Source organism: Streptomyces sp. NPDC054883 (genome assembly GCF_053610645.1).
The window spans coordinates 42,587-57,278 of sequence record NZ_JBSGYT010000051.1; the positions used below are offsets into that span (position 1 = coordinate 42,587).

General features: G+C 72.0%; 16 protein-coding genes. 10 read left to right on the forward strand and 6 right to left on the reverse strand.

Going from position 1 to position 14,692, the window contains the following annotated elements; translation table 11 throughout:
- The first annotated feature begins 139 nt into the window (after positions 1–139).
- Entirely contained in the window at positions 140–475 is a 336-nt protein-coding gene (locus ACWGH1_RS29130; protein WP_329196972.1) for a metal-sensitive transcriptional regulator, read from the forward strand.
- Positions 476–548: 73 nt separating this feature from the next.
- Here the strand turns inward: ACWGH1_RS29130 and ACWGH1_RS29135 are convergent, their stop codons facing one another.
- The gene (locus tag ACWGH1_RS29135; RefSeq protein WP_453356345.1) at positions 549–701 is read right to left on the reverse strand and encodes a hypothetical protein; all 153 of its coding nucleotides are present in this window, start codon (positions 699–701) and stop codon (positions 549–551) included.
- A gap of 141 nt (positions 702–842) precedes the next feature.
- Positions 843–1,676 carry a hypothetical protein gene (locus ACWGH1_RS29140; RefSeq protein ID WP_453356342.1) on the reverse strand — a complete coding sequence of 278 codons (834 nt, stop codon included), beginning with the start codon at positions 1,674–1,676 and terminating at the stop codon, positions 843–845.
- A 154-nt stretch (positions 1,677–1,830) separates the two neighbouring features.
- Between ACWGH1_RS29140 and ACWGH1_RS29145 the strand changes: the two genes are divergently transcribed.
- Both ACWGH1_RS29145 and ACWGH1_RS29150 read left to right on the forward strand, forming a co-directional pair.
- Positions 1,831–2,010, forward strand: coding sequence for a hypothetical protein (locus tag ACWGH1_RS29145; RefSeq protein WP_453356344.1), 180 nt, complete (start codon positions 1,831–1,833; stop codon positions 2,008–2,010).
- Between the two features lie 67 nt (positions 2,011–2,077).
- The gene (locus ACWGH1_RS29150; RefSeq protein WP_453356343.1) at positions 2,078–2,293 is read left to right on the forward strand and encodes a hypothetical protein; all 216 of its coding nucleotides are present in this window, start codon (positions 2,078–2,080) and stop codon (positions 2,291–2,293) included.
- A 408-nt stretch (positions 2,294–2,701) separates the two neighbouring features.
- Here the strand turns inward: ACWGH1_RS29150 and ACWGH1_RS29155 are convergent, their stop codons facing one another.
- The 3 genes from ACWGH1_RS29155 to ACWGH1_RS29165 form a co-directional block, all read right to left on the reverse strand.
- On the reverse strand, positions 2,702–3,382 hold the full coding sequence (locus ACWGH1_RS29155) for a phosphatase PAP2 family protein (RefSeq protein ID WP_453355695.1): 681 nt from the start codon (positions 3,380–3,382) through the stop codon (positions 2,702–2,704).
- Positions 3,383–3,579: 197 nt separating this feature from the next.
- Positions 3,580–4,590, reverse strand: coding sequence for a C40 family peptidase (locus ACWGH1_RS29160; RefSeq protein WP_453355699.1), 1,011 nt, complete (start codon positions 4,588–4,590; stop codon positions 3,580–3,582).
- A 277-nt stretch (positions 4,591–4,867) separates the two neighbouring features.
- On the reverse strand, positions 4,868–5,656 hold the full coding sequence (locus tag ACWGH1_RS29165) for a thioesterase family protein (protein ID WP_453355696.1): 789 nt from the start codon (positions 5,654–5,656) through the stop codon (positions 4,868–4,870).
- 67 nt (positions 5,657–5,723) lie between these two features.
- Here ACWGH1_RS29165 and ACWGH1_RS29170 point away from each other — a divergent pair, with 67 nt between their 5' ends.
- From ACWGH1_RS29170 to ACWGH1_RS29200, 7 genes are all read left to right on the forward strand, one after another.
- On the forward strand, positions 5,724–6,536 hold the full coding sequence (locus tag ACWGH1_RS29170) for a pentapeptide repeat-containing protein (protein WP_453355697.1): 813 nt from the start codon (positions 5,724–5,726) through the stop codon (positions 6,534–6,536).
- A 320-nt stretch (positions 6,537–6,856) separates the two neighbouring features.
- Positions 6,857–7,165: a hypothetical protein gene (locus ACWGH1_RS29175; RefSeq protein WP_136213834.1), complete on the forward strand. Its 309-nt coding sequence runs from the start codon at positions 6,857–6,859 to the stop codon at positions 7,163–7,165.
- Between the two features lie 102 nt (positions 7,166–7,267).
- The gene (locus ACWGH1_RS29180; protein ID WP_453355698.1) at positions 7,268–8,098 is read left to right on the forward strand and encodes a hypothetical protein; all 831 of its coding nucleotides are present in this window, start codon (positions 7,268–7,270) and stop codon (positions 8,096–8,098) included.
- Positions 8,088–9,494 (forward strand): hypothetical protein, encoded by a 1,407-nt coding sequence (locus ACWGH1_RS29185; RefSeq protein WP_453409153.1) that lies wholly within the window; start codon positions 8,088–8,090, stop codon positions 9,492–9,494. The genes ACWGH1_RS29180 and ACWGH1_RS29185 overlap by 11 nt, the downstream gene beginning before the upstream one ends.
- The gene (locus ACWGH1_RS29190; protein ID WP_453356140.1) at positions 9,491–11,053 is read left to right on the forward strand and encodes an SCO6880 family protein; all 1,563 of its coding nucleotides are present in this window, start codon (positions 9,491–9,493) and stop codon (positions 11,051–11,053) included. The genes ACWGH1_RS29185 and ACWGH1_RS29190 overlap by 4 nt, the downstream gene beginning before the upstream one ends.
- 19 nt (positions 11,054–11,072) lie before the next feature.
- A complete protein-coding gene (locus ACWGH1_RS29195) occupies positions 11,073–12,488 on the forward strand; it encodes an ATP-binding protein (protein ID WP_453356139.1) in 1,416 nt (471 codons plus the stop codon).
- 2 nt (positions 12,489–12,490) lie between these two features.
- The gene (locus ACWGH1_RS29200) at positions 12,491–13,975 is read left to right on the forward strand and encodes a type VI secretion protein (protein WP_453409154.1); all 1,485 of its coding nucleotides are present in this window, start codon (positions 12,491–12,493) and stop codon (positions 13,973–13,975) included.
- Here the strand turns inward: ACWGH1_RS29200 and ACWGH1_RS29205 are convergent.
- Positions 13,972–14,538 carry a GNAT family N-acetyltransferase gene (locus ACWGH1_RS29205; protein WP_453357624.1) on the reverse strand — a complete coding sequence of 189 codons (567 nt, stop codon included), beginning with the start codon at positions 14,536–14,538 and terminating at the stop codon, positions 13,972–13,974. The two genes, ACWGH1_RS29200 and ACWGH1_RS29205, sit on opposite strands and share 4 nt — an antisense overlap.
- Positions 14,539–14,692 lie beyond the last annotated feature (154 nt).

Below are 14,692 nucleotides of genomic sequence, written 5' to 3' on the forward strand. Positions count from 1 at the left end.
GGCCACGGCTAACCGGCGGTTCCCCAGTGTCCTCCATCAGGCACAGTGGGGAGAACGGACCCCCGCCCCTCGGGCGCGGCCCAGTACCCTATACCCATGAGGGGTATATACATCCCTCGTCCGGACCACGGGAGGACGCATGACGACCATCGAGGCGGAAGGCCCCGGAGCCGGCGGCGTCGCCGCGGCGCCCGTCCACGGCTACCACCACCAGAAGGACGAGCACCTCAAGCGGCTGCGCCGGATCGAGGGACAGATCCGCGGTCTCCAGCGCCTCGTCGACGAGGACGTCTACTGCATCGACATACTCACCCAGGTCTCGGCGAGCACCAAGGCGCTCCAGTCGTTCGCGCTCCAGCTGCTGGAGGAGCACTTGCGGCACTGCGTCGCGGACGCGGCCGTCAAGGGCGGAACCGAGATCGACGCCAAGGTCGAGGAAGCGACGAAGGCGATCGCCCGGCTGCTGCGCACCTGAGCACCTGAGCACACCCCGAGGGCCCCGGCGGCCGACCGCCGCCGCGGCCGTTGCCCGGCCCGTTCCGGGGGGCTCAGAGCCCGATGCCCATCAGCACTTCGTCGATCCGGTCCTGGCTCAGCCGTTCCTCGCCCGCCGCCGAGGCCGCGATGATCAGCTCACCGCACAGCTCGATCTCGGCAAGCGCCACGTGGTCCTGCACCGTCGTACCGCACACGGGAGTCACGCGTGTCACCTCTCTCTGCCGCTCTCTTGCCGCCCGGCTTCCCAGCGTAGGGAGCACCCCTCGCGGCGCGCATGACACGGATGGACCATTTCCGGATACCGGGCCATGGCCCGATCGCGCGGCCGGCGCCGCACGGCCCGGCTACTCGGCGATCTTCCCGGCGTAAATGTCCCCGCTTGGCGGCAATTTCACCGTCACCGGCGTGCCGAACCCGTACAGCAGCGTGGTCGACGACACATCGATCACGCCATTGTTGACGTAGCTGAATCGGTGCCGGACCTTGCGCAGCCGCCCCTCCATGTCCAGATAGGCGTCGAACGGGACCGTGTCCTTGCTGAACCCTTTCGCCGCTGCCTCCAACGCGCCCCTGACCCCCGGCGAGGCGCTCCGCGCGGCCCGTGCGATGTCGGTGGTGCCCTGGTAGTGCCGCACCTTGGTGCCCGCGAGGTCGGTCTCGCCGACGTACGTGACCTGCTGCGCGCCCCGCAGCAGCTCAACCGCGGCCAACGGGTCGGTGGCACCGCCGGTGACGAGGTTCCCGTCGGCGAGGCTCGTCGTGTCCACGCGCACCCACTTGTCGGCGGGGACGCCCGCCCCCCGGTTCTTCATGTACAGCGCGCCGGGGACGAGGAGTTCGGTGATGGGCCGGTGCTCCGCCTTCCCGGTGACATCGGCCGGGAGCATCACCAGCAGCTGGCCCATCCGGCTCTTGAAGTTGACCCCGCCCTCGCCGCGGATGGTGACCCGGGTCCCGCCGGTCGCCATCTCCATCGCCGTACGGGCCTGCGCGCTGCCCGCGCCGGTGAGCGCGTCGGCGGCGCCGCGGACCACCGCGGCCGGGTCCTGCGGGGGCCTGTCGTCACCGCTCGCGGGGCCGCCGCAGCCGGCCGTCACGGCCACGGTCACCGCGATGCCGACGGCAAGCACCGCCTCACCCGCACGCCCTCGTCGCCGCCTGTGCTGGTGCACCACCATCGCCTGCCAACCCCCAACGCGTGCCCGCTGTTTGCCCGAGGCCCCACCCGTTCCGTTTAACGAGGTCCGGGATTTCCCGTCACGGGCTGCGGCGTTACCGGAGCGGGACCCGGCCGGGTACCGTGGTGGGGTGGACCCGCACACCGAAGCGAGCCTGACTCCTCCGCTTACCGCGGTGCCGCTGCCCCGCGATCCGGGGGAGCCCGCGCACACCACGAGCACCGCCGAACGCGGCGCGTTCTGCCTGGCCGTCTGCAGCTGCGGCTGGACCGGCCCGGCCCGGCGCTCCAGAGACCTGGCCCGCAGGGACGCCACCGGGCACGCGGCGGGGTAGCCGGGCGCGTCGCCCGTTCGGACGGCCCCGGCTGGCCGGGCCGCCCGCCACCGGTTGCCCTTGACTCATGCCAGCACCCCGACGGGGACTCCGTCTCGCGGCGCTCCTCTGGGCCCTGTCGCTCGTCGCCATGACCCCGGCCGCGGCGTGGGCCCGCCCGGTGGGCTCGGCGGACGGCCCGGCCGACGTGGCACTCGCCATCGGCGTCACCACGGCAGCGGCCGTGGCGACGGGCCTGTGGCTCCGCTCGCGCTACCGCCGTGACGACCCGGAAGACGAATGACCCGCCGCCGCCCCCCGGCCATCCGCCTCCTCTTCACGGCCGCCGCCCTCTGCCTCCTGCTGGCCACCGCCCTCACCCTCTGGCCTCCCCACCCCGGCTGACCCGCCCGCTCCCCAGCCCCTCCGGGGCAAACGGCGTTCGAGGCGGTCTTGTCAGCCCCGGCGGGGCAAAATCCAGCCCCGCCGGCCTTCGAGGCGCGGGGCCGGGGACAGAGCCCCCATCCCGCCGGCGTTTGAGGCGCGGGGCCCGGGGCGGAGCCCCCATCCAGCCCCGCCGGCGTTTGAGGCGCGAGGCCCGGGGCGGAGCCCCGGAAGGCCCGGCGCAGCCGGGGCCGCTCCGCGCAACGGCGCCGCACCCACCATCCCGGGGGCGGGGCCCGAGAACCCTCAGCCGCCTGCCCGGCAGGGCCTACGCCGCCAGGTCCTTCTCCCGCACCCCCGCCTCAACCCCGGCCCCCACCACCGGCCGCGCCACCACACCAGCCCGCCCGCGCCCCCGCAACACCGGCCCCAGCACCGCCATCGCCAGCGGCGCCGGCACCAGCACCACCGCCGTACCCAGCGCCAGCCCGCCCACCACGTCCGTCGGGTAGTGCACGCCCATGTACACCCGGCACAGGCCTTCCAGCAGCGCGAGCCCGATCCCGACCAGCCCGAACCGCCGGTTCGCCAGGAAGATCCCCACGCCCAGCGCCATCGCCAGCGTCGCGTGACCGCTGACGAACGAGAACCCGGCCCCGCCGAACCCCGCGCCGCCCGTCCCGCCCACCACTTCCAGGCCCTCGTGCTGGAGGTACGGCCGCGGCCGCCCCACGAGCTCCCGCAGCGGCACGTTCACCAGCAGCGCGATCCCCGCCGCCAGCGGCCCCCACACCAGCGCGGCCAGCGATTCGGCCGCGCTCGCCTCGTCCTGCCGCCGGACCCCGCGCCAGCACCACAGGACCAGCAGGACCAGCGCCAGCGGGATCCCGTAGTCGCCGATGACGCTCACCGCGCGGTCGATCCAGTCCGGCGCACGCCGGGCCAGGCCGTTGATCTCGTACAGCAGGCTTACATCCACGTTCGGCCCACCGGTCGTGAGTCCAGCCATGGTGATGCGGTCCCTTGCCCTTGCCTAGGTCCGTGCGGACGCACCCGGCGCACGCTCCGTCAACCTCCGCCGATCAGCTCCTGTGCCCATGGAACGCCCGTCGTGGCACGTACGTTCCACTCTCCACGGGATGATCACTCCAACGTTATCCAAGAGTGACTGATCGTCGCAGCTCAGGGCCCATGCTTAACGGACCGTCACGACGCCGCCCGGGCATCCGCCGCACGCTCCGGAAGCGCCTCGGCGCCGTCCTTCGTAACCCTGGTCGCACCGAAGTAGTCGGGGGTGTCGATCTTGTCGAAGCGGATCACCGCTCCCGTGTAGGGGGCGTTGATCATGTAGCCGCCACCCACGTAGATCCCCACGTGGCGGATGTCCCGAGAGTTCGTCAGATCGTCGGAGAAGAAGACCAGATCCCCGGGGAGCAGCTCCGCCCGCGAGGGGTGCGGTCCGGCGTTGTACTGGTCGTTCGCCACCCGGGGCAGCTCGACGCCCACCGACTCGTACGCCGCCTTGGTCAGCCCCGAGCAGTCGAACCGTCCGTCCTGGTCGGGCGTTCCGTTGCCACCCCACAGATACGGCGTCCCCAGCTGCTTCTGCGCGAAATACAACGCCCCTGAGGCCTGTTGCGACGGCGAGACCCGGCCGAGCGGCCGCTCGAAGCTCTTTGCCAGTGTGGTAATCGCCTTTACGTACCCTTGCGTTTCCTTGTACGGAGGCACCCCTCCGTACTTGATGACCGCGTAGGAGCCCGCGTTGTACGCCGCGAGCATGTTCCCCGTGGCGTCGCCGCCCACCCCGGCCACGTCCTTGGCGAGCTCGCAGTCGTACGAAGCCGCCGACGGGATCGCGTCGTTGGGGTCCCAGATGTCGCGGTCGCCGTCACCGTCGCCGTCCACCCCGTGCCCCGCCCAGGTGCCCGGGATGAACTGCGCGATCCCCCGGGCATCCGCCGGGCTGACCGCATTGGGGTTCCAGCCGCTCTCCGAGTACAGCTGCGCCGCCAGCAGTGCCGGGCTGATCGCCGGGCATAACGTGCCCCATTTCTGCACCAGCGCCTGGTACTTCCCCGGCACGGCGCCCTTCGCCAGCCCCAGCGCCCTGCCGCCCGCTCCCGCGCCCACCAGGCCCGCCGCCGCGGAATACGTTCCGACGACGAGCAGCACGAGGAAGCTCAGGGCCACTCCGATTCCGATCCCGCCTGCCATCCAGAATCTGCGCACCCGTCAACCCTCCCCCACCGCGCACGTTTTCGACGGGTCATTCCCGTCTCCCGCGCCGACAACCTGACTAACCCACCCGGAAGCCGGAACAGCCGACGCTCGCGTACCCGTTCCGGCCGTCCCCGACGTCGCAGGACGCCCCGTCCAGTCTCCGGGGTGGCCGGCGGGCGGAAAAGCCTTCCAGGCCTTCCCGGCCAAGTGCCAGGCGAAATCGTCCGGATACGTCGGCTCCCCGCCCCGCGCAGGACCCGCCCGGGTGCCCCTACCGCGGCGCCACGAACAGGCTCTGCGCGCTGCGCCCGATGGGTCCCTTCTCGTCGTGCAGCCGCGCGTCGGCGAGACCGATCCCGGCCGCGTCCACGCTCGTACGGGCCTCCACGCACGCCCACTCGCCCACCGGATGGCGGTGCAGGTGGACGCTGAGGTCACCGTTGACGAAGAGGTAGCTGCCGAAGTCCAGCACGGCGCTGATGCCGTTGCCCGAGTCGGCGGCGATCAGCACCCGGTCCAGCGGACGGGTCTCCTCCCCCGCGATCAGCGGCACCCTCATGCGCATCCAGCAGGTGCCCGGCCCCGGCTCGGCGAACGCGCCGGCGGCGAAGCGGGTCTCCATGGCCGTGTGGTAGCCCGTCTCCCACGGCAGCTCGAAGGGGGTCTCCGCCACCTCGCCGGGCGGAGGCAGCTCCGGCCCCGGCGCCACCGCCGGCACCGCCTCCGGCGCCACCCGGATCCGCAGCGCCCGCGCGAGCATCACCGGCGCGGCCCCCGCCGGAGCGAGGGCGGCCTCCACCACCTCGGTACCGCGGCCGGCGCGCACCACGCTGGTGGTGACCTCCAGCGCGCCGATCGGCACCGGCCGCAGGATCTCGTACGTGATCCGCGCGATCCGCATGTCCGCCCGGGCCCCGGGCCGCTCCTCGACTGCCCGCCCGAGCAGCGCGGCCGGCGGCCCGGCATGCTGGGAGCGCTCGTCCCACGGCCCGCGGGTGAAGGCGGTGGCCACGAAACGCCCGGTGTCGACCCGCTCGAAGAACCCCTCAGCAGCACCCATGCCCCGCACGCTACCCACAGGTAACCACCGGCACCACCCCTTCCCCGCGACCGGGGACAATGGACGGGTGCCGACCAACCCCACCCCCGCCCTGCACGCCGACTGCGCCGACTGCTTCGCGCTCTGCTGCGTCGCCCTGCCCTTCGCCAAGTCCACCGACTTCGCCGTGAACAAACCCGCGGGCACCCCCTGCAAGAACCTCCGGCAGGACTTCCGCTGCGGCGTCCACACCGGACTGCGCGACAAGGGCTTCCAGGGCTGCACGGTCTTCGACTGCTTCGGCGCGGGCCAGCAGGTCTCCCAGGTCACCTTCGGCGGCCGCGACTGGCGCACCCATCCCGGCACCGCCCGCCAGATGTTCGAGGTCTTCCCCGTCATGCGGCAGCTGCACGAGCTGCTCCGCTACCTCACCGAGGCCCTCGCCCTCCCGGCGGCCGCCCCCCTCCACGAGGACCTGCGCGCCGCGCTCGCCACGACCACGGACGCCACCTTCGCCGACGCGGACACCCTCGCCCCCTTCGACGCCGGCGTCCTGCGCCAGGAGATCAACACCCTGCTCCTCAAGACGAGCGAGCTGGTCCGGGCCAGCGCCCCCGGCCGGAAGAAGAACCACCGCGGCGCCGACCTGATGGGCGCCCGTCTCAAGGGCGCGGACCTGCGCGGAGCCAACCTGCGCGGCGCCTACCTGATAGCCGCCGACCTCTCCGGCGCCGACCTCCGCACGGCCGACCTGATCGGCGCGGACCTGCGCGACGCCGACCTCCGCGGCGCCGACCTGCGCGACGCCCTCTTCCTCACCCAGCCCCAGCTCAACGCCGCCCACGGCTCCCCCACCACCCGCATCCCCCCGTCCCTGACCCGCCCCTCCCACTGGAGCTGAGCCGGCCGCCCCCACCGCGCCCCACTGCGCCCCCCTCGCGCCGCTCCGCCGAACAGCCGCCACTCGATCGGGTCCGCCGCACGCCGGGACGGCAATCATTGCCCGGCGTCACCCAGCGTGATACACAGAGTGACCATACGTTCTTCCGTATACACACCGCCCCGCCCGGGTCAGGGCAACGAGACGGGGCCGGCCCGGGAGATCGGGTAAAGAGAGCCGCCAAGTCGACGACGAGGCCGGTTTCATCAGCGAAGATAGTGCGTAACCCCTGCCGTCGGGCACGGGCTACCGGAACTACCCATACTGGGGCGGTGAGTTACATGATCCTGGCAGCCGAAAAGGGCGACATCACCACCATCATCGGCGGAATCGCCCCGAACTGGGGGCCGTTCGGCAGTCTCGGCAACGAAGCGAAGGTCATGGTCGAGGTGGTCATGGCCGTCGCGATCCTCCTCTGCCTCGGCATCGCCATCTGGGGCGCGGCCAAACAGCGCATCGGCGCGACCGCCCTGCGCGACACGTTCAGCGCGGAACAGGGCAAGGGCCTGATCGTGGCCGGACTCACGGGCGTCTTCATCATCGGCTCCCTGGGCACCCTCTTCACGATCGTCTACGGAATGGCCGTCTAGCCGTGCCGCCCGGCGGCCGTCGTACCTGATGGCGAATCAACACACCGCGGCCACGCGGCCACGAGCGCTACCGTCGTACGACGCGGAGGGGGCGGACACGGAATGAGCAGCGACGACCAGTACGGTGGCGGCGGCCACGGCGAAGTCGGCGGCACGGGCCAGACCCGTACCCGCCTCCCGGACGCCCCCTCCGACCCCTACGGCACCCCCCGCCGCGCTCCCCGCGCCTCCCGCGGGCTGATCACGGTGGTCGGCGTCGTCGTCCTCCTCATCGCCGCCATCGCGTTCGCGAACCAGTCGGGGGACACCACACCGCCCCCCTCCTCCGACAAAGCCCCGGCCGCCACCCCCACCTCCGCCACGGGCACCCAACCGGTGGACACCAAGACCAACGGCATCCCCCGCGGCTTCGCCCACACCGAACAGGGCGCCCAGTCCGCGGCCGCCAACTACACGGTCGCCCTCGGCTCCGACGCCATGCTCAAGCGGGACCTCCGCCACGCGATCATGGACACCGTCTACACCCCCGCGGCGGCGGCCGCCCGCAAGGGCACCCAGGACACCGCCTACTCCCCCGCACTCCTCGCCGGCCTGGGCCTCGACGCCGACGGCAACCCGCCCCAGGGCAGCACCTTCGTCACCCGCGCCGTCCCCATCGGCACCCGCGTCGAGAGCTACAGCCCCACCAACGCGAAGGTCGCCGTCTGGTACACGGGCCTGCTCGGCATGTCGGGCCCCAAGTCGACCGACCCGGTGCGCACCACCTGGAAGACCTGGACGTTCGAGCTGACCTGGGCCGGCGAGGACTGGAAGGTCAACGCCGACACCCAACAGGACGGCCCCGCCCCCGTCCCCGGCGACGTCCCCGCCTCCACGTCCGACGACATCAGCAAGGCCGTCAAGGAGTTCGGAGGGTTCACCTATGCCCGGTAGCCGCGTCGCCCCCTCGGCCGGAACGTCCCTGGCAGCCGCCGCCGGCACCCGCACCGCAGCCCGCACGCCCTCGGGCCGCTCGCGCGCGGCCGGCCGTATCGGCGCCGCCGCGGCAGCCCTCCAGGTCTGCCTGGTCCTCCTCGCCGCCCGGGCCACAGCGGCACCCAGCCCCGCACCCACCCCCACTCCCAGCACGTCCGCCCCCGGGGCCGGCAAGTGCGAAGGGGTCATCGGCCCGCTCAAGGAATCCTGCGAGCGCAGCGTCGGCGGCAGCCCCACCGGCAGCCCCAACACCGGTCTCACCACCAACACCCCCGACGCCATCAACCCCCTCGCCTCCCTCGCCAAGGGCTGCGCCGACGCCGCCGCCTGGATCATCGGCAAGCTCGGCGAAGCCATCAAGGGCACGGCCACCGTCGACTTCACCAACCCCGCCTTCCTCCAGCAGTACGCGGTCGTCTTCGCAGCCAGCACCATCCTCACCCTCGTGCTGTGGCTCCTCGCCGTCGCCAAGCGCGCCATCCGCGGCGTCCCCCTCACCACCGCCATGTCCGAAGCCATCGGCTTCCTCTGGCTCACCGTCCTCGCCTCCGCCTTCACCCCCCTCATCCTCTACACCGTCGTCTCCGCCACCGACGCCGTCACCCAAGTCATCGCCACCGCCACCGGCGGCCAGGGCGACGTCTTCTTCGGCTCCTTCGCCGAGGCCCTCAAGAAGGGCGATGACATCGGCGGCGGCCCGATCATGCTGATCGTCGTCGCCCTCGTCACCGTCCTCGCCGCCGGCGTCCTGTGGCTGGAGCTCGTCATCCGCGCCGCACTCCTCTACGTCGGCGCCCTCCTCGGCACCGTCGTCTACGCCGGCCTCGTCGACCGCAACATGTGGGGCCACGTCCGCCGCTGGGCCGGCATCATGATCGCCGTCATCCTCGTCAAACCGGTCATCGTCATCGTCCTCGGCCTCGCCGGGGCCCTGGCCGGGGACAAGGGTCCCGACGCCTTCTCCGCCGTCGTCTCCGGCCTCGCCATCATCCTCCTGGCGATCTTCGCCTCCGCCATGATCTACCGCTTCGTCCCCGGCTTCGGCGACGAGATCGCCTCCGCCCGCTCCAACCGCAGCAAGGCCACCGACGGCGCCCAGGCGGCCGCCGTCATAAGCTCCCCGGCCTCCCTCGTCTCCCAGGGCATCAAGACACACAGCAGCCGCGGCGCCCACCGCGCCGGTGGCGAAGGCGGCGGCGCCCCCCGCCCCGCCAACCCCCTCTCCGGAGGCGTGGCCGCCCACAGCAGCCGCCCGACCTCCGGCGGCGGATCCGGCGGCGGAACTGTCCCCTCCGCCGCACCCGCGCCCCGCACTGGATCGAGTACGAGGAACACAGGAGGTGACGGGCGTTGACGACCCAGTCCCACCAGCTCCACCCGGTCGCGCCCCGCCGCACGTATCTCATCGGCCGTGCCCGGCCGAACGCGATCGTCGGCAAGAACCGCGAAACCGGCGAGATCGCCCTGATCATCGTCGGCGCGTTCTTCGGCATGATGAGCGGACTGCTCGTCCCCGACCTCGCCCTGCGCATCGTGAGCCTCGCCGGCTTCCCCCTGCTCGCGCTCGCCGCCGTGTACGTCCCCTACAAGGGCCGCACCTTCTACAAGTGGTTCGAGATCAACCGCAGCTACAAGCGCACCCTGCGCCGCGGCGCCGCCTACCGCTCCGGCGCCATGGAAGCCGGCGTCCGCGCCGCCGACGGCCGCGAGGTCGAGGTCGGGCCGCCCCCCGGCATCGGCCGCATCAACTGGCTCGCCGCACCCTTCGGCCCCGACGAGATCGCCGTCCTCCTCCACGCCGACCGCAGGACCGTCACCGCCGCCATCGAAATCGAAGGACCCGGCGTCGGCCTGCGCGACAGCGAGGACCAAGAAGCCCTCGTCGACCGCTTCGGCACCCTCCTCAAGCACGTCGCCAACGGCGACGGCTTCGTCACCCGCCTCCAGATGCTCGCCCGCACCCTCCCCGCCGACCCCGACGCCCACGCCAAGGACGTCGCCCAGCGCGGCGACACCAAGGCCCCCGCCTGGCTGCGCGACTCCTACGACCAGCTCCAGTCGATGGTCTCCACCTCCTCCGAGCAGCACCGCGCCTACCTCGTCGCCTGCATGCACTACACGCGCGAACTCGCCGCCGAGGCCCACACCATCGCCCGCGCCTCCACCCCCCACAAGGGCCGCAAACTCGACCGGGACGCCGGACTCGCCATCGTCATGGCCCGCGAACTCACCGACATCTGCGCCCGCCTCGCCGAAGCCGACATCCGCGTCCGTCAGCCCCTCGGCCAGGGCCGCCTCGCCTCCCTCGTGCACTCCATGTACGACCCGGACCACCCCATCGACCACATCCAGGCCATGACCAAGCGCAACGCCTGGCCCGCCGAACTCGACGCCGTCGAACCCACCTACCTCCAGGCCAAGACCCGCGAGTCCTCCACCCGCGCCCCCTGGTGCCACGCCACCGCCTGGGTGAAGGAATGGCCGATGACCCCCGTCGGCGTCAACTTCCTCGCGCCCCTCCTCGTCCACACCCCCGACGTCATCCGCACCGTCGCCGTCACCATGGACCTGGAGCCCACCGAAGTGGCCATCGAGCGCATGCTCACCGAGAAGACCAACGACGAGGCCGACGCCAGCCGCGCCGCCAAGATGAACCGCACCGTCGACCCCCGCGACATCGCCGCCCACGGCCGGCTCGACCAGAGGGGTGAAGATCTGGCCAGCGGTGCGGCAGGAGTCAACCTCGTCGGGTACATCACGGTGTCCTCGCGTTCACCCGAGGCCCTCGCCCGCGACAAGCGGACCATCCGCGCCTCGGCCGGCAAGTCCTACCTGAAACTCGAATGGTGCGACCGCGAGCACCACCGCGCCTTCGTCAACACCTTGCCGTTCGCCACCGGCATCCGACGCTAGCTGGAGGGAAGTGCCGCCCATGCGAGATCCCATGTCCGCTCTGACGGACGCCTTCACCAGCTTCCTCTTCGGCAAGGTCGAAACCACCCGGCTGCCCGTCCGCACCTCCACCGGCCAGGCGCAGGCCGTCTACCTGCCCACCGCCGCCCCCGGCCTCGGCGACTCCGGCGTCATCATCGGCCGCGAGGTCTACAGCGGCAAGGGCTACATCTACGACCCCTTCCAGCTCTACGGGCAACAGCTCCCCGCCCCCCACTGGCTGGTCCTCGGCGAATCCGGCAACGGCAAGTCCGCCCTGGAGAAGACCTACGTCCTGCGCCAGCTCCGCTTCCGCGACCGCCAGGTCGTCGTCCTCGACGCCCAGGGCGAAGACGGCGTCGGTGAGTGGAACCTCATCGCCCAGCAGCTGGGGATAACCCCCATCCGCCTGGACCCCGTCGCCGCCAACGACGACGGGATCCGCCTCAACCCCCTCGATCCGGCCATCACCACCACCGGGCAGCTCGCCCTGCTCCGCACCATCATCGAAGTCGCCATGGGACACGGCCTGGACGAACGCTCCGGCTTCGCCCTCAAGGTCGCACACGCCTACGTCGTCGAAACGATCGTCGACCGCCAGCCCGTCCTCACCGACATCGTGGAACAACTGCGCCACCCGAAACCCGAATCCGCCGAAGCGATGAACGTCGACATAGACGATGTCCGGGCCTGGGGCCTCGACGTCGCCCTCGTCCTCGACCGCCTGGTCGACGGCGACCTCCGCGGCATGTTCGACGGTCCCACCACCGTCGGCATCGACCTCGACGCCCCGCTCATCGTCTTCGACCTGTCCCACATCGACCGCAACTCCATCGCGATGCCGATCCTCATGGCGATCGTCGGCGTCTGGCTGGAACACACCTGGATCCGTCCGGACCGCAAGAAGCGCATCTTCCTGGTCGAAGAGGCCTGGCACATCATCAACAGCCCCTTCGTGGCCCAGCTGTTCCAGCGCCTCCTCAAGTTCGGCCGCCGCCTCGGCCTGTCCTTCGTCGCCGTCGTCCACCACCTCTCGGACGTCGTGGACGGAGCAGCGGCCCGAGAGGCCGCGGCCATCCTCAAAATGGCCTCCACCCGCACCATCTACGCCCAGAAAGCCGACGAGGCACGCGCCACCGGCCGCGTCCTCGGCCTGCCGCGCTGGGCCGTCGAAATCATCCCGACCCTCACCCCCGGCATCGCCGTCTGGGACGTCAACGGCAACGTCCAGGTCGTCAAACACCTGATCACCGAAGCCGAACGCCCCCTCGTCTACACCGACCGCGCCATGACGGAATCCTCGGTCCCGCAGCTCCCCGAAGACCTGCTGGCCGCCGAACTCGAAGCGGAACAGCGCGCCCTGCGCATGGAACGCCACCGCAACGGCGGCCCCGGCTCGGCGACCACGGTGGCGTAACCATGCCCGACCCACGACGTACGGACCCGCCCGCGCGCACCGGCGGCATCCCCGACGGGGTCCTGATCGGCCTCCTGGCCTTCCTCCTCGGCCTGGCCGTCCTGATCTGGTCGAGCACCGGCCTGGCAGCCCTCTTCGCGAAGGGCGCCTGGCCGGACACGGTCACCTTCACCCGCACCCCGGGGGCCGTCCGCGCGCTGATAGCGCAACCCCACGACATCGCCGCGGCCTGGCCCGACACCGACCCCACGGCCCTCTCCGGCTGGGGGCTCTTCTGGGGCCTCTTCATCAGCCAGCTCCTGATCCTGCTGGTCCTCACGATCTTCACGATGGGCGTCATCACCCGCACCCGCACCCGCCGCCACCTCCCAGCCCCACCGCCAACTCCAGCCCCGCCGGCGTTCGAGGCGCCCCTCCCAGCCCCGCCGGCGTTCGAGGCGCGGGGGCCTGGGGGCAGCGCCCCCAGCAACGGCGCCGCACCGGCACTCGTGCCCGCACCGGCACCGGAACCGGCCTCCGCACCGGCCCCGCCACCGGCCTCCGCCCCAACCCCCCGCCTCACCTACGCCCCACCTCCCACCCGCCACACCGCGGCAACCACCCTCCTCGCCGCAACAGAAGGCGCAGCCCTCGTCGTCACCTCCTCCCCCACCCTCTGGTCCGCCACCAAGGACGCCCGCGCCAAACTCGGCCCGGTCCTCCTCTACGACCCCTCGCACCTCTGCGACACCCCGGCCCGCATGCACTGGAACCCCACCGACGGCTGCGCCGCCCGCGACACCGCCGCCGCCCGCGCCACCGCCCTGCTGGCCCCGGTACGCCCCCAGGCCCGCATGGACGCCGCCATCGCCGACACGGCGGAAACGCTCCTCCGCAGCTGGCTCCACGCCGCCGCCCTCGACGACCGCCCCTTCAAGCAGCTCCACCGCTGGGCGCAGGGCACCAACGTCCAGGACCCGGTGCGCATCCTCCGCACCCACCCGCAGGCCACCCCCGGCGCCGCGGGCGAACTCGAAAGCGCCCTCACCGCCCACCCCGAACGCCGCGAGCAGGCCCAGCACCTGACGGCCCGCGCCCTCTCCTGCCTCAGCTCGGTCCACATCCGCGAGGCGTGCAATCCCAATCGAACGGACACGCTGACCCTGGCATCGTTCGTCACCGAGGGGGGAACCCTTTACGTGGTGGGTGAACCCCTGGAAGACCCCCGTACCCACCCGGGTGCGATGCCCTTGCTCACCGCACTCGCCGCAAGCGTGGTCGAGCACGGCCGTCGCATGGCCGCCAGGTCATCCCACGGTCGGCTCGACCCACCACTCACTCTCATCCTGGAGGACGTCGCCGCGGTCGCCCCCATCCCGCAGCTCCCCGAGCTGCTCCAGGACGACACGCTCCCCCTCCTCGCCCTCTGCCGGAGCCGGGAACAGGCCCGCGCCCGCTGGCCGGAGGCCGCCGAGTTCACCCCCGTCGGCCCCCGCCTCGACCACTAGCGCTGCTCGGGCCGCACGAACACGTACTCCCGCTCCTTCGCCCCGCCCGGATCCCCCGGCATCGGCACCGTCACCCCGCTCTCCCGGAAGCCGAACCGCCGGTAGAAGGCCTCGGCCCGCGCGTTCTCCTCGTGTACGAAGAGACGTACGCGCTCCACAGCCGGCTCCTCCAACGACCACGCCCACTCCAGCGCGGTCTCGAACAACGCCTCCGTCAAGCCGGTCCCCCGCTGCTCGGCCCGCACGAAGACCCCCACCAGGTGGCCCTGCTCCTGCTCGACCAGCTCACCGAAGTAGTCCGGCACGCCGGCCCCCTCGACCAGCAGGGTCACCGACCCGTCCCACCGCCCGTCAGCCGCTTCCGCGACGAACTGCCGCGCGCCCCGGCCCTGACTGGCCCCTTCCGTCCGCCCCTGCCAGAATTCGTCCGGCTGCGCCCCGGCCTGCTCCACCGTCTCCAAGAAGGCGACGGCTGCCGCCGGATCCCGGAGCGCGACGAGCCGCAGCTCCTTCACCTTCTCCCACTCGTCGCTCCGCACCGGCCGTATCACGTGTTTATCCATAGCAACGGATCCAACCATGCTCTCTTGCACACCGCACGCATATAGCGGGCCGGCCAGTGAACGCAGAAAAGCCCCGCACCGTGCCCCCCGGAAGGGGCTGGTGCGGGGCTTTCCCACAATGATTGTTCGGCGGCGTCCTACTCTCCCACAGGGT